11 protein-coding genes and 1 pseudogene are annotated in these 14,548 nt (G+C 56.5%); 6 read left to right on the top strand and 6 right to left on the bottom strand.

Features of this window, described 5'->3' with window-relative positions:
- Positions 1-2: 2 nt before the first annotated feature.
- From kdsB to murB, 3 genes are read left to right on the top strand one after another with little or no spacing between them, the layout of a single operon-like run.
- On the top strand, positions 3-800 hold the full coding sequence (gene kdsB / locus ATG98_RS20935; RefSeq protein WP_098424294.1) for a 3-deoxy-manno-octulosonate cytidylyltransferase: 798 nt from the start codon (positions 3-5) through the stop codon (positions 798-800).
- A complete protein-coding gene (locus tag ATG98_RS20930) occupies positions 800-1,279 on the top strand; it encodes a low molecular weight protein-tyrosine-phosphatase (RefSeq protein ID WP_098418862.1) in 480 nt (159 codons plus the stop codon). The genes kdsB and ATG98_RS20930 overlap by 1 nt, the downstream gene beginning before the upstream one ends.
- Positions 1,276-2,316: a UDP-N-acetylmuramate dehydrogenase gene (gene murB, locus ATG98_RS20925; RefSeq protein ID WP_098424293.1), complete on the top strand. Its 1,041-nt coding sequence runs from the start codon at positions 1,276-1,278 to the stop codon at positions 2,314-2,316. The genes ATG98_RS20930 and murB overlap by 4 nt, the downstream gene beginning before the upstream one ends.
- A gap of 76 nt (positions 2,317-2,392) precedes the next feature.
- Here the strand turns inward: murB and ATG98_RS20920 are convergent, their stop codons facing one another.
- The gene (locus ATG98_RS20920) at positions 2,393-4,129 is read right to left on the bottom strand and encodes a proline--tRNA ligase (RefSeq protein ID WP_098424292.1); all 1,737 of its coding nucleotides are present in this window, start codon (positions 4,127-4,129) and stop codon (positions 2,393-2,395) included.
- Positions 4,130-4,274: 145 nt separating this feature from the next.
- The gene (locus ATG98_RS20915) at positions 4,275-4,772 is read right to left on the bottom strand and encodes an Lrp/AsnC family transcriptional regulator (RefSeq protein ID WP_098421678.1); all 498 of its coding nucleotides are present in this window, start codon (positions 4,770-4,772) and stop codon (positions 4,275-4,277) included.
- A gap of 145 nt (positions 4,773-4,917) precedes the next feature.
- Between ATG98_RS20915 and leuA the strand changes: the two genes are divergently transcribed.
- On the top strand, positions 4,918-6,612 hold the full coding sequence (gene leuA / locus ATG98_RS20910) for a 2-isopropylmalate synthase (RefSeq protein ID WP_098418859.1): 1,695 nt from the start codon (positions 4,918-4,920) through the stop codon (positions 6,610-6,612).
- Between the two features lie 90 nt (positions 6,613-6,702).
- On the opposite strand, the gene ATG98_RS20905 is transcribed toward leuA, so the two are convergent.
- Complete coding sequence (locus ATG98_RS20905) at positions 6,703-6,912, bottom strand: cold-shock protein (protein ID WP_007352080.1); 210 nt, start codon at positions 6,910-6,912, stop codon at positions 6,703-6,705.
- A gap of 140 nt (positions 6,913-7,052) precedes the next feature.
- Complete coding sequence (locus ATG98_RS20900; protein ID WP_098418858.1) at positions 7,053-8,930, bottom strand: propionyl-CoA synthetase; 1,878 nt, start codon at positions 8,928-8,930, stop codon at positions 7,053-7,055.
- Positions 8,931-9,178: 248 nt separating this feature from the next.
- Here ATG98_RS20900 and ATG98_RS20895 point away from each other — a divergent pair.
- Positions 9,179-9,728, top strand: a pseudogene (locus ATG98_RS20895) (transposase).
- Between the two features lie 110 nt (positions 9,729-9,838).
- Here ATG98_RS20895 and iscB read toward each other — a convergent pair.
- The gene (iscB, locus tag ATG98_RS20890) at positions 9,839-11,182 is read right to left on the bottom strand and encodes an RNA-guided endonuclease IscB (protein ID WP_098424291.1); all 1,344 of its coding nucleotides are present in this window, start codon (positions 11,180-11,182) and stop codon (positions 9,839-9,841) included.
- A gap of 256 nt (positions 11,183-11,438) precedes the next feature.
- Positions 11,439-12,815 carry an exodeoxyribonuclease VII large subunit gene (xseA, locus tag ATG98_RS20885; RefSeq protein WP_416376588.1) on the bottom strand — a complete coding sequence of 459 codons (1,377 nt, stop codon included), beginning with the start codon at positions 12,813-12,815 and terminating at the stop codon, positions 11,439-11,441.
- 210 nt (positions 12,816-13,025) lie between these two features.
- Between xseA and guaB the strand changes: the two genes are divergently transcribed.
- Complete coding sequence (guaB, locus tag ATG98_RS20880; RefSeq protein WP_098418852.1) at positions 13,026-14,489, top strand: IMP dehydrogenase; 1,464 nt, start codon at positions 13,026-13,028, stop codon at positions 14,487-14,489.
- Positions 14,490-14,548: the final 59 nt, after the last annotated feature.

Genomic DNA, 14,548 nt, shown 5'->3' with positions numbered 1-14,548 from the left:
TCATGTCCTTTACCACGCCCTTTACCGTTGTGATTCCCGCGCGCTTCGGCTCAAGCCGCTTGCCGGGCAAACCCTTGGCAGACATTGGCGGCCAGCCAATGATTCAGCACGTGTGGCAGCGGGCGCAGGAAAGCCGCGCCGGGCGAGTGGTGATTGCCACCGACGACGCGCGGGTACAGCAAGCCTGTGTGCGCTTTGGTGCTGAAGTTGTCATGACCTCGGTTGCCCATGTCAGCGGCACCGACCGTCTGGCTGAAGTGGCGCAGGCCTTGAATCTCGACGAAGATCACCGGGTGATTAACGTACAGGGGGACGAGCCACTGATTCCCAGCGTGTTGATTAACCAGGTGGCCGACAATCTGGACTTGCACCCCGAAGCGGCCATTGCCACTCTGTGCGAGCGCCTGCATGATACCGAATCGGTGTTTAACCCCAACGTGGTAAAAGTGGTTTTCGACCAGCAGGGGATGGCACATTATTTCAGCCGCGCGCCCATACCCTGGTATCGCGATGGCTGGGCCGGCGCTGCAGATGTCGCCGCAAATCGTGATTTGCCAGACAATGTCGGTTATTTTCGCCATATCGGCATTTATGGCTATCGCGCCGGCGTACTGGCGGATTTTGTGCGCTGGTCACCGGCGCCCGCCGAACAGGTGGAAGCGCTGGAACAATTGCGCGCGCTCTATCACGGTGCTCGTATTCATGTGGATCTGGCCGCCGTCAGTCCGCCAGCCGGGGTAGATACCGAAGCAGATCTGCAACGGGTCAGGGCTTTTTTGAACAAGCAGGAGACAAACTAATGGCAGCCTCTGTCAGCGTTTTATTTGTGTGTCTGGGTAACATTTGCCGCTCACCCACCGCCGAAGGCGTGTTTCGTAAACAGGTAGCGTCTGCCGGTCTTGAACAGCAGGTACGTATTGATTCCTGCGGTACCGGTGACTGGCACATTGGCAAAGGTCCGGATGAGCGCGCGGTGACCGCGGCCGGGCGAATCGGTATCGATATCAGCGGCCTGAGGGCGCGTCAGTTCGAGGCTGAAGACCTGGACCGTTTTGACTATGTGTTGGTGATGGACCGCCAGAATCTGGCAGACGTGAAAGAAATCTGGCACCAGAACGGCGGCACCGTGCCACAGCTGTTTCTGGACTTTGCCGATTTTGATGACCAGGAAGTGCCAGATCCGTACTTCGGTGCAGACGATGGTTTTCAGCACGTGCTGGAACTGATTCATCAAGCCGGTGAAGGTTTGCTGAATGACATCCGCGGAAAGCTGGGGTGAAAACCCTGCCAGAAATACGGGAAAGGGTAGATTTAACGCCCTATAACACCTTGGCCATTGCGGCCAGTGCCCGTTATTTCGCCCGCATAACCCATCGTGAACAGGTTGGCGCCACCCTGGCCTGGGCTGATGAAAAAAATCTGCCGGTGCTGATTGTCGGGGGTGGCAGTAACCTGGTGTTCCGCACCGACATTGATGGCCTGGTTGTGCACATGGCCTTGGCCGGACGGCACTGGCGTGATATCAGTATTGAGGCGGCCACGCTGGTGCTGGGTGCCGGTGAAAACTGGCACGATGCGGTTTTGTACGCCGCCCGCAGCGGTTATCGTGGTATCGAAAATCTGGCGCTGATTCCCGGCACCTGTGGTGCTGCACCGGTACAGAATATCGGCGCTTACGGTGTAGAGTTGGCAGACACGTTGGTGTGTGCCACTGCTCTGGATCGTAGCACTGGCAAGCAAATCACCCTAAGCGCAGAAGCGTGCAATTTCGCCTACCGTGACAGCTTGTTTAAACAGCAGCCCGAACGGTATCTTATTCTGGACGTGCATCTGCGCCTGTCCCGCAGCCGGCCTTTCCAGTTAGGTTACGGCGAGCTTGCGGCGTACTTTGGCGACACGCCCGTGGCAAAATTAAACGCTGAAGACGTGGCCGAAGCGGTGATGGCCGTTCGCCGCCGCAAACTGCCAGACCCGCAGCGCCTGCCAAACGCCGGCAGTTTTTTTAAAAACCCGGTGGTCAGCCAAGAGGTGTTTGAGCAGTTGCAAAGCCGTTTTTCAGATCTGGTTGCCTACCCACTGCCACACGATCAGGGCGTGAAACTGGCGGCGGGCTGGCTGATTGAACAGTGCGGTTGGAAAGGCTACCGCAACAAGTGGGTAGGTGTGCACAATCGCCAGGCCCTGGTGTTAATCAACCACGGCGACGGCAGCGGTGAACAGTTGCTGGCGCTGGCCCAGGAAATACGTGAGTCGGTTCAGGCGCGCTTTGGCGTTGAGCTGGAACAGGAGCCTCTTACACAGCCGGCCATTCATTAGCCAAACCGATCGGTCACGAATAAAAAAACCCTGGTGCGTTTCGGCGACCAGGGTTTTTGATGGCGCATTTCTGTTTTTAGAGCGGCGAAACACTCTTCAGAAAGGGAATTGCATCCGCCAGGGCAATGTCCTGCTTGTCGGCATCGCGGCGGCCTTTGTATTCCAGAGTTCCGGCTTCCAGCCCGCGGTCAGACACCACAAAGCGATGGGGAATACCGGTCAGCTCCATATCCGCAAATTTCACCCCGGGCCGCTCGTTGCGGTCGTCTAGCAGCACGTCGTAACCGGCTTCTTGCAGCTGTTGGTAGAGCTTTTCACCGGCTTCGGCCACGGTTGGCGACTTATGGCCGTTCAGCAGCACCACGGCAACCCGGAAAGGCGCAATCGCGTCGGGCCATATAATGCCGCGGTCATCGTGATTTTGCTCGATGGACGCCGCCACAATCCGCGACACGCCAATGCCGTAGCAGCCCATGTCCATAGTGGCGGTTTTGCCATTTTCATCCAACACCGTGGCGTTCAGCGCCTTGCTGTATTTGTTGCCTAGCTTGAAAATATGGCCGACTTCAATACCGCGGCGAATTTCCAGGGTGCCCTGGCCACAGGGGCTGGCGTCGCCTTCCACCACGTTGCGCAGGTCTTCCACCCGGCTCAATGGCAGGTCACGCTGCCAGTTTACGCCGGTCAGGTGCATGTCATTCCTGTTGGCGCCGCAGACAAAGTCCGCCAGGTGCGCTGCGCTGCGATCGACAATCACCGGCACTGACAGATTCACCGGCCCGATTGAGCCGGGCTCGCATCCGGTGGCGCGCTGGATTTCCTCATCTGTGGCCATGGTCAACGGGTCGGCTACGCCGGCCAGATTTTCCGCCTTGATCTCATTCAGGGTGTGGTCACCGCGTAGAATCAGCGCCACCAATCCCGGGTTACTGCCTTCTTCGGCATCGGCTGCCGCTTCGGCTTTCACCAGCAGAGTTTTCACGGTTTGCGCAGCATCGCCTTTCAGAAACCCGACAATGTCAGCAATGGTACGTTGGCCCGGCGTCGCCACTTCAGTCATCGCTTGGGAAGGCGCAGGGCGCTCGCCAGAGGGTGCAGCAGCCTCAGCTTTTTCTATATTCGCCGCGTAATCGCTGTCGGTGCTGAACACAATGGCGTCTTCACCAGAGGACGCCAGCACGTGAAATTCCTGAGACCCACTGCCGCCAATGGCGCCAGAATCAGCCTGCACGGGGCGGTAATCCAGGCCCAGGCGATCAAATATGGCGCAGTAGGTGCGGTGCATCAGCTGGTAAGTTTCGTCCAGGGATTCGGCGCTGATGTGAAATGAATAGGCGTCTTTCATGATGAACTCCCGTGCGCGCATCACGCCAAAACGGGGGCGGCGCTCGTCACGGAATTTTGTTTGAATTTGAAAGAAGTTGGCCGGCAGCTGCTTATAGCTTTTCAGCTCGTTGCGGATCAGGTCGGTAATCACTTCTTCGTGGGTAGGGCCAAAGCAAAACTCGCGGCCGTGGCGATCGTTCATGCGCAGCAGTTCGCCGCCGTATTCGTCCCAACGGCCGGATTCCCGCCACAGTTCTGCCGGCTGCACCGCCGGCATCAGCAATTCTTGCGCGCCGCTGCGGTCCATTTCCTCACGCACAATACGCTCAACTTTGCGTAGGGTGCGCAGGCCCATGGGCAGCCATGTGTATAGGCCGGCGGCCAGTTTGCGGATCAGACCGGCACGCAGCATCAGCTGGTGGCTGATGATCTCGGCGTCGGCAGGTGTTTCTTTCTGGGTGGCAATCAGATAACGGCTTGCTCGCATTTTAGGTTCCGTCAGGAGTGATTCATGGAGAGGCCGCAGCCTCAAAAATAATGGGCTCTATTGTACGGAGCTGCAACAGGCAGGTACAGACACCGGCCCGGTAAAGTTGGGCTTGGCGGGTTGTAGGGGCGCGCAGCCCGCAAGGTCAGGACAAATAGCCTAAGGGCAGGGCCGTGTTGTCCAGAACCCGTCGCAGCACAAAGCTTGAATGCACGCCGCTCACCCCGGCAATGCGGGTGATCTGGTTCAGCAGAAAGTGATGGTAATGGTCCATGTCCGGCACTACCACTTTGAGCATGTAGTCCGCATCGTGGCCGGTAATCAGGTAGCATTCCAGCACCTCCGGATAGGCGCTGATGGCCCCCTCAAACGCCGCAAAACGCTCTGGGGTGTGCCGGTCCATACCAATCAGAATGATGGCGGTGAGCGCCAGTCCCAGCTTCTTGTGATTGAGAATGGTGGCCGTGCGCACAATCACGCCACATTGCTCCAGCGCACGCACCCGGCGCAGGCATGGCGACGGCGATAGCCCGACTTTGTCGGCCAGCTGTTGGTTAGTGAGCGAGCCGTCTTTTTGCAGATGGTCCAGAATTTTCCGGTCGGTTTTGTCCAGTACAATCAGGGTTTCGGATTTATTAAGCATATTCTGCCTCTTATTTCGGTTTAAGCAATATTTAATGGCTTTATAATCCGATTTGTAGTCTTTATTAGCAATCACCTGCGCCGCCTTTTTGTGTACTCTTGTGTTCTGTAACTGGCAGTCCGCACCCGCAAAAGGAAATCGTTGTATGGCTTTTGATCATCAAAAATACGCAGCCTTCAAGCCCATCGCCAAAACCAACCGGCGCTGGCCCGATCGTGTGATTGAGCGGGCGCCCACCTGGTGCGCGGTTGATTTACGGGATGGCAACCAGGCTCTGGTCAAACCTATGTCGGTCAGCCAGAAACAGCGGATGTTTGATTTGCTGGTAAAGCTGGGCTTCAAGGAAATCGAGATTGGTTTTCCCGCAGCCAGCCAGCCGGACTTTGATTTCTGCCGCAAACTAATCGAACAAGGGCGCATTCCTGACGATGTAAAAATTCAGGTGCTGACCCAGGCCCGGCCGGCGCTGATCAAGCGCACTTACGAAGCGCTGGAAGGCGCAAAAAAAGCCATTGTGCACGTTTATAATTCCACTTCCACCGTGCAGCGCCAGCAGGTTTTCGGGTTAGACCGTGACGGCATCCGTGATATTGCCGTAGAGGGAGCGCGTTTGGTGAAGGAGCTGGCTGCCGGTTACCCCAACACCGAATGGACCTTTCAATATTCACCGGAGAGCTTTACCGGCACCGAGCTGGATTTTGCTGCTGAAGTCATCGATGCGGTGACCGACGTGTGGCGCCCGGACCAAGGCCAACCGGTCATTATTAACCTGCCTGCCACGGTAGAGATGGCCACGCCCAACGTATTTGCCGATCAGATTGAGTGGATTTGCGACACCATTCAGCGCCGCGAACATCTGAGCATCAGCGTGCACACTCACAATGACCGGGGCTGTGGCGTAGCCGCGGCTGAGCTGGCGGTAATGGCCGGCGCCGATCGGGTGGAAGGCACCCTGATGGGGAACGGCGAACGCACCGGTAATATGGACCTGGTGACCATGGCCATGAACCTGTATTCACAGGGGATTGACCCAACCCTGGATTTGTCCGGCATGGCTGACATTACCGAGGTGGTTGAAGCCTGCACCGAAATTTCGACCCATCCGCGCCACCCCTACGCCGGTGAACTTGTATTCACCGCATTTTCTGGCAGTCATCAGGACGCCATCCGCAAATGTCTGGCCCAGCGCAAAGAAGGTGATGCCTGGAATGTGGCCTATTTGCCGATTGATCCGTTCGACCTGGGCCGTCGCTATGACGAGGTGGTGCGTATCAACAGTCAATCTGGCAAGGGCGGCGTGGCTTATGTGCTAGAGCGGGATTACAACATCAGCTTGCCACGTTGGCTGCAAATTGAATTCAGCAAAGTGGTGCAGCGTGAAGCGGAAAACAACGGCGGCGAAATCGATTCTATGAGCATTCATCGCCTGTTTGAAGCTCGCTACCTTGCGGTGCCGGCCGACTGGGCATTACGCACTTACGATCTTCATCGTAACGAAGAGGGCGTACGCGCAGATTTGGTCATAGGTAACGAAAACAGCCCGGTAACGCTTCAAGGCTATGGTTCCGGTGCGGTGGAAGCGGTGGCGGCGGCGCTGTCCCAGCGTTTCTCCATTATTCTGGCGGTAGAGGCTTATGACGAGTTCGCTCTGGGCGCGGGTACGTCGGCCAATGCCATGGCGTGTATTCGTTTGCAGGCTAACGGCCAGACATGCAGCGCAGCAGCCTTGGCGGAAGACACCACGTCGGCGACCTTGCAGGCGTTATTAAATGCGGTGGCCCAAGCTGTAAATCCGGTAAATAAAACGTCCAGAACAGGCAGTGAGGCGTTAAGCGCCTGAGTTCAGGATTTAAATCAGCCATAAAAAAACGGGCCGGTGAATCATCGGCCCGTTTTCTGACTGGTCACGCTTTAACAGCGACAGCCCTTATCAAACAGGCGTTACGTTCTCTGCCTGCGGGCCTTTGGGGCCGTCGGTTACAGTAAACTGCACTTTCTGGCCTTCAGCCAGAGTGCGAAAACCGTCTGCGTTGATGGCGCTGAAGTGAACGAATACGTCACTGCCGTCTTCCTGGGCGATAAAGCCAAAGCCTTTTGCTTCGTTGAACCACTTCACGTGGCCAGTTGTGGTCTCAGACATCGATCTTTCCTGTATTTCACATGAGCTCCTATAAACGGAGCTTTTTCTGATTTTCCCCGGTAGGGGTTTTGGTACTGCCATCCCAGTATAGACCCGACAAAGGCGCCGTCAACGCCCTTTCGGGCGCTGTTTTGAAATATTCACCGAGGCCGGAACTGGTCGCTGATTTCTTCCAGAATGGACGGATCATCAATGGTGCTTGGCACGTTGTAGGCTTCGCCGTCTGCAATCTGGCGTATCACCCGGCGCAGAATCTTGCCAGAACGCGTTTTTGGTAAGCGGTCAACCACCATGGCCCGTTTAAAGCAGGCGATGGCGCCGATTTTGTCACGCATCATTTCTACCAGTTCATCTTCCAGTTCGTCATGGTCAATGGTGGCGCCGTCTTTAATCAGCACCAGCCCGATCGGAATCTGGCCTTTCATTTCGTCATGAGCACCTACCACGCAGCATTCAGCGACCGCCGGGTGAGACGACACTACTTCTTCCATTTCACCGGTAGATAACCGGTGGCCGGCTACGTTAATCACGTCGTCGGTGCGGCCCATAACGAAGATATAACCATCTTCATCTTCAAAGCCGCCATCACCGGTGCTGTAAAAGCCGGGAATAGCGTCAAGATAACTTTCGCGGAAGCGCGTGTCATCGCCCCAGACGGTTTGCAGACAGCCCGGCGGCAGTGGCAGTTTTATCGCGATCTGGCCCTGTTCACCCGCCGGCATCTGATTGCCGCGTATATCGACTATCTGAACATCGTAGCCGGGGGATGGCATAGTGGCGGAACCCGGCTTAGTGGTCATCATTTCAATACCGGCGGGGTTACAGCAGATGGCCCAACCAGTCTCGGTTTGCCACCAGTGGTCGAGCACGGGCAAGTGGGTATGCTCACGCAGCCAGTCATAGGTGGCCGGGTCCAGACGCTCGCCGGCCAGGTAGATGCGTTTCAGCGAGCTGATGTCGTATTTCTTTAAAAAATCCGCTTCCGGATCTTCTTTGCGCACCGCGCGGAATGCGGTTGGGGCGGTAAACAGAATATTCACCTTGTGATCCTGAACCACGCGCCAGAAACCACCGGCGTCGGGGGTGCGAACCGGTTTGCCTTCGTACAGTACGGTGGTGCAGCCGGCAAACAGCGGCGCGTAAACAATATAGCTGTGGCCAACTACCCAGCCCACATCCGAGGCGGTCCAGAACACATCACCGGGGCTGGCGTCGTAAACCAGCTTCATGCTGTATTTTAGTGCCACCGCGTGGCCGCCGTTATCCCGCACCACACCTTTGGGTTTGCCGGTGGTGCCGGAGGTGTAAAGAATGTACAGAGGATCAGTCGATTTAACGGCTACCGGGGCAGCCGGTTCGGCGTTGCGGGTCAGGTCGTTCCAGTCCACATCTCTGGGGCTTTGCAGGCTGGCCAGTGCTTCCGGGCGCTGATACACAACACACAGCTCAGGTTTGTGTTTCGCCTGCTCCAGAGCCTTATCCACCAGCGGCTTGTAGGCAATCACTTTGCTGACTTCGATGCCGCAGGACGCGGTAATCAGGGCCTTGGGCGTTGCATCGTCAATGCGAACGGCCAGTTCGTGGGCCGCAAAGCCGCCAAACACCACCGAATGAACCGCGCCAATACGGGCGCAGCCCAGCATCGCAATCACCGCCTGAGGGATCATCGGCATGTAAATAACCACGCGATCGCCTTTTTCAATGCCGCGGGCTTTCAGGGCGCCGGCAAAACGCGCGACTTCATCGGTCAGCTGATTGTAGGTGTAGCTTTTCTGGGTATTGGTCACCGGTGAGTCGTAAATCAGTGCGGTTTGTTCACCACGGCCAGCGCGAAGGTTGGCGTCCAGAGCAATGTCGCTGGTGTTCAACTCGCCATCAGTAAACCAGTCGCCGTGGCCGTTGTCTTTGGCCTGCCAGATGGTGTGCGGAAATGTAATCCATTCGATGTCGGCGGCCTTTTCACGCCAGAAATCGTCCGGCCTGCTGATCGAGCGTGTAAATTCTGCGTTGTAGTCCATTAACTCCACCTCACTGTGTCAGTGTTTATTCTTAATGTATTTGTTAACCACTTTAGGCCGTTTCCGTCACGCAACCAGTAGACCATGGGCGTAGATTTGCGGGCGTGGGCCCGAATAAAGCAATCACACGACAAAATGAGGTGTTTTTAAGCGTTGCTAGGGGCTGTTGACAATTGCTCGTAAGTCTTTGAAAGGTAATAGCAAGCTCGTATAATGAAGTTCCGAAACAACAATCATACGAGCCCGCAATGCCCAGGTACATGCTCACAGAGGAGCTTTGGTCCAAGCTGAGAGAAATATTGCTTCAATTCAGCCTCTATGACAAGGCGGGCCTGCGCAGGACAGTCGAAGGTATTCTCTTCAGAATGCGTACTGGCATACCATGGAGAGATATGCCAGAGCATTTCGGCAAGTGGAATTCCATCTACAATGCGTTCAATCACTGGTCGAAAAAAGGCATCTGGAAAAGCTCGTCAACGTGCTGAAAACAGACTCCGATCTGGAATGGGTCTTCATTGATGGCCGCTATGTATGATGGCCGATAAAGAATACGACAGTCAGACGATACGCGCTGAGGCAGAAGCCCTCGAAATGAGCGTTATTATCCCCAGAGGGAAAAACTCGATAAAGGGAAATAAGAGGCTCGACTGGCATTTGTATAAGCTCAGACACCTGGTCGAGAATGCGTCTGCCAAACTCAAGCACTATCGTGCCGTTGCCACCCGATATGACAAGCTTGCTCGAAATTATGAGAGCATCGTGTCTCTGGCTTGCGCGTTTCCATGGTTACCGATGTGAATTGCCATCAGCCCCTAGGCTCCATCAAAATGTGTCGTACTGCATTAAGATTCATCATTAAGCGCAGGAGATCCCGTCCTTCAGGGCGGGGAGGGATAGCGCGTCGTGCGTCAGCGCGACTCGTTTTCCCTGTTTCCCTTCTCTTTTCTTTGGTTGGGTTGTATGTGATAGCCGTAGCCATCGGCTCGCTGGGTTAAAACGCAGTGGCGATGAGATATTCCCTGGATGGCGCCACTGTTTGTCTGAATATTGAAGCTTCCGGTCTTGCGAACGGCGACTCTGCCCAACCAGGTGCCGGCTTTCGTGCCTGTCGGCACCACGGCGCGCACCATATCTCCGGTCTGAAAGCATTTGACTTGCTTCTGGCGCATCAGGTAACCGCGGGGGAAGCCGTGCTTTGTTAAGCGCGTGCGCTTATAGCTGCCACGCCCGGTGGCCTTGACCGCCAAGGTTGGAACGTCCCAGCCCTCTACGATCTCAACTTCTCCGACGCAAGCCGCATCCAGGGCGTGAGTCTTTGGCATGCGCAATCGACAGCGATTGAACTTGGTGCGACCGCCGGTACCCACTTCAACAGACAGGCCCGTTTGCTTCAGTGTCTGATACAGCGCCCACCGGGTGGAGTTGACCGCTGAAGCGTCTCTTAAGGGCTTTTTGCACTGTTTGAGGATGCGATCCAGCCTGACCTGGTGGTTCTTCAGCCGTTTGGACGATGCAAAGAAATCAGCCAGAGACTGCCGGTCCTTTTCCTGGTTGCACGGCCGGCACGCCAATGTCAGGTTGCTGATGCGATTCGAACCACCGTTGGCTTTTGGGTCGATATGTTCAATTTGCAGCGGGGTGTCTTTGTCGGTGCAATAGGCGCACTCGCGGCCCCACTTCTCCAGAAGGTATTCACGGATCTCGTAGCCGAGCAAAGTGCCCTGCTGATATTCGACACCGCTGATTTCGGGGTTCGTCATCCTTTGCGTATCGAAACGAACCAGCTCCTGGCTGATAGACACAACCGGCACCAGAGATCGAAGCCGATTCAGCAAGCTTTTCGTGGTGTCCACCCGGTGTTGCAGGCTTGGGGCCAGCCAGCCTTTCGGCTTGGTTCGATTCAAGAATCTGGGTGCCCGGTACCGCAGTTGATTGCGACGCCGGCGACGGAACGCCCTGCGTTGCTCCAGAGACTTGCTGATCTGGCGGCCGCGATGGGCCAACTCCATTAACGCCAGAACGTGTTGCTTCTGCCCGTTTTCTCTCACCACTGCAATCCCGGTGGTCTTGCTGCCGGGATCGATCTTGATCCGGACCGGCTGAGTATTTCCGCCAACCCGGCTTTTCAACCGGATCGTAAACGGATACGCACGCACCACCACCGCTCGACCACGGTCGAGCAGAAGCCGCGCGCGTCTTTCGGTGCACGGCATAAGGGGGTGTTTGCGTCTATCCAATACGAAGACCGACATCGTTTTCCTTTCAATGAATGCCCTTACGGGCCTTGTGACGGAGGCCGAAGCCTCTCTCCCCTCGGGAATGTCCGTGACCGGCTCCTGCGATGTCGCAGCGACCTAAACCTTCGGCGTTTTACCTTTCGCCAGCATGATCTGAGTCTTCCAGAGCGCCGAACTGAGGAAGCATTCGGCGGTGGGTCTTAACGACCTGTCACGAACGTAGCGGTTTGGTTACCGCTTTCCCTGGTCAACCTGGCTTGCAGAATGTTCTCTACAAGCCCCGTCCTTTAAGGCGGGGTAGTTGACCGCAACTCGTCACCTGGGCGTGAACAGTGCCGCTGGCCACTCGGGCGCTGATGGCCTGGCCGGCTTCAAGCTGCCCGGCATGCCGCACAATCTTGCCCTGGTCGTCTTTTACAATGGCGTAGCCCCGCCCCAGAGTGGCCAGCGGGCTGACCAGATTCAGGGTTTGCGCTGTGTAATCCAGTTGCTCACGGCGGCTTTTAAGCGCTTGCTGAATGGCCAGATTCAAGCCTGTTGTTGCCCGCAACACACGTTCGCTGGCGCTGGCCAGTTGCCTATTAGGTGATTGCATGGCCAAGCGCTGCTGCAAATGGTCGGTACGCATATGCAAGCGCTGGGTCATCTGCGACATGGCACGGCCCAGGCGCACATCCAGCCCATCCAGGCGCTGCGCTTTTTCCTGCAGGCTGCGGCGCGGATCTTTTAATCGCGCGGAAAGCTGCTGCAGCCTGTTCTCAAGAGTCACGTGCTTGCGCCCCATGGCAGCTTGCAGGCGTTCGCTGCTCGCTTGTAGCTGGCGTAACCAGACGCTTTGATCCGGCGATATCTTTTCCGCTGCTGCTGACGGTGTCGGCGCCCGAAAATCCGCTACGTAATCGGCAATGGTGGTGTCTACCTCGTGCCCCACAGCGCTGACGGTGGCAATAGGGCAGGCAGCAATGGCGCGGGCTACGGCCTCTTCGTTAAAGCACCACAAATCTTCTAGAGAGCCGCCGCCGCGACCGATAATCAGCACGTCAGCGCGGTTGTGGGCAACAGCCCGGCCAATGGCGGCAACTATGTCTGCGGTTGCGGCCTGGCCCTGCACCGCGGTGGGGTAAAGCGTGACTGGAATGCCCGGGCAGCGCCGAGCCAGCACCGTGAGTATGTCGTGAATCGCAGCACCGGTTGGGGAGGTAACCACGCCAATGTGACGGGGCAGGGCGGGTATGGGTTTTTTACGCTCGGTGCTAAACAGGCCTTCGTTGAAAAGCTTTAACTTTAACGCTTCAAAAGCCTGCTGCAGCGCGCCGGCTCCGGCCGGCTCCAGGTGCTCGACAATAATCTGGAAGTCGCCGCGATTTTCGTACAAGGTCACCTTGCCGCGAATTCGCACCAGTTCGCCTTCTTTTGGCGCCGGGCGAACCCGCTGATTGGCGCCGCGGAACATGGCACAGCGAATCTGGCAGTTTCGATCCTTCAGAGAAAAGTACCAGTGCCCGGAAGAAGGGCGTGAAAAGCCCGACAATTCGCCTTCAACCCAAACCTGCATAAAGCTGGTTTCCAGCAGGTGGCGGGCCTGATGATTCAGCTCGCTAACGGTCAGCGCCCGCGGCCGGTTGTCCTGAAAGGCATCATTCACCAAAAAACCCCCATGGTTTTATACGCAATAGCCGAAAAAAATTGAATGTAAACCGCTTAAAATTCAGATGCATGCAACCTTTGGCGAGAAAGTGCGCGGTTTACTGGGCTGCAACAGATCTTTATAATAGCCCGATTAAGAATTCTACTTGGCAGAGGCACCTTCAATGCCCCTGCCAAGGTTTAAATTTAGCACGTTAAAAGGCCGATCCCAATGCTGCGAATTGCCGAAGAAGCTCTGACATTTGATGACGTACTGTTGGTGCCCGGTTACTCCGAGGTTCTGCCCCACGAAGCCGATCTTCGCACCCGCCTGACACGCACCATCATGCTGAATATCCCGCTGGTGTCGGCGGCCATGGACACAGTAACAGACGCAGAGCTGGCGATTGCCATGGCCCAGGAAGGCGGCATCGGCATTATGCACAAAAATATGAGCGCCGAGCAGCAGGCCGCCGCAGTGCGTAAGGTAAAAAAGTTTGAAAGCGGGGTGGTAAAAGACCCGATTACGGTCAAGCCCGAGAACACCGTACGCGAGCTGGTTGAAATTACCATGGCCAATAACATTTCCGGCCTGCCGGTCGTAGACGGCAGCGAACTGGTGGGTATTGTAACGGGTCGCGATATCCGCTTTGAGAGCAGCATGGACACGCTGGTGCGTGACATCATGACGCCTAAGGAAAAACTGGTTACGGTGAAAGAAGGCGCCGATCTGGAATCAGTGAAAGAACTCCTGCACCGCCACCGCATTGAAAAAGTTTTGGTGGTAAACGACAACTTCCAGCTGCGCGGGCTGGTCACAGCAAAAGACATCCAGAAGTCCAAAGACTACCCGCTGGCGAGTAAAGACGATCAGGGCCGCCTGCGTGTTGGTGCGGCCGTCGGCACCGGCGGCGACACCGAAGCCCGTGTGATAGCTCTGGCGGAAGCCGGTGTTGATGTGATTGTGGTGGATACGGCTCACGGCCATTCCCGCGGTGTGCTCGATCGTGTGCGCTGGATAAAGGAACATTACCCCGAGCTGCAGGTGATTGGCGGCAATATTGCCACAGCTGAGGCTGCCCTTGCCTTGGTTGACGCCGGCGCAGACGCGGTTAAGGTGGGTATCGGCCCGGGCTCCATCTGTACCACCCGCATTGTAGCCGGTGTGGGTGTGCCGCAGATTTCAGCGGTATCCAGCGTGGCTGAGGCCCTTAAAAACACCGACGTTCCGCTGATTGCCGACGGTGGTTTGCGCTTCTCCGGTGATATTGCCAAGGCGATTGCGGCCGGCGCCCACTGTGTGATGATCGGCAGCCTGCTGGCCGGCACCGACGAAGCCCCGGGTGAAATCGAGCTGTTCCAGGGCCGCAGTTACAAGGCCTATCGGGGCATGGGTTCAATTGGCGCCATGGGCCAGGGTTCCAGCGACCGGTATTTTCAGGATGCCAGCAAAGGCATAGAAAAACTGGTTCCGGAAGGTATTGAAGGCCGCGTCGCTTGTAAGGGTCCGATGCGCAACATTATTCATCAGCTGATGGGCGGCCTGCGCGCCGCGATGGGTTACACCGGCAGTGCCACCATAACCGATATGCGCAACAAGCCCCGGTTTGTGCGCATCACCGGTGCCGGTATGCGCGAGAGTCACGTTCACGATGTGACCATCACCAAAGAAGCACCGAACTACCGCGTTAGCTGATTACAGGTTGTTTTTATGCGGCCCCATTGTTGGGGCCGCATTGCTAATTTCCCCGAGGA

Origin of the sequence: Marinobacter sp. LV10R520-4, from assembly GCF_002563815.1 — a bacterium.
Lineage (GTDB): Bacteria > Pseudomonadota > Gammaproteobacteria > Pseudomonadales > Oleiphilaceae > Marinobacter.
Note: the sequence above shows the minus strand (reverse complement) of the source record. Positions and strands in the feature narration are given on the sequence as shown.

Bases quoted from the DNA above. Each gene is read 5' to 3' on its own strand.
- ATG98_RS20915 (WP_098421678.1), bottom strand. From the start codon at position 4,772: ATGCTTAATAAATCCGAAACCCTGATTGTACTGGACAAAACCGACCGG.
- guaB (WP_098418852.1), top strand. From the start codon at position 13,026: ATGCTGCGAATTGCCGAAGAAGCTCTGACATTTGATGACGTACTGTTG.
- iscB (WP_098424291.1), bottom strand. From the start codon at position 11,182: ATGTCGGTCTTCGTATTGGATAGACGCAAACACCCCCTTATGCCGTGC.
- leuA (WP_098418859.1), top strand. From the start codon at position 4,918: ATGGCTTTTGATCATCAAAAATACGCAGCCTTCAAGCCCATCGCCAAA.
- ATG98_RS20900 (WP_098418858.1), bottom strand. From the start codon at position 8,930: ATGGACTACAACGCAGAATTTACACGCTCGATCAGCAGGCCGGACGAT.
- ATG98_RS20905 (WP_007352080.1), bottom strand. From the start codon at position 6,912: ATGTCTGAGACCACAACTGGCCACGTGAAGTGGTTCAACGAAGCAAAA.
- ATG98_RS20930 (WP_098418862.1), top strand. From the start codon at position 800: ATGGCAGCCTCTGTCAGCGTTTTATTTGTGTGTCTGGGTAACATTTGC.
- ATG98_RS20920 (WP_098424292.1), bottom strand. From the start codon at position 4,129: ATGCGAGCAAGCCGTTATCTGATTGCCACCCAGAAAGAAACACCTGCC.
- kdsB (WP_098424294.1), top strand. From the start codon at position 3: ATGTCCTTTACCACGCCCTTTACCGTTGTGATTCCCGCGCGCTTCGGC.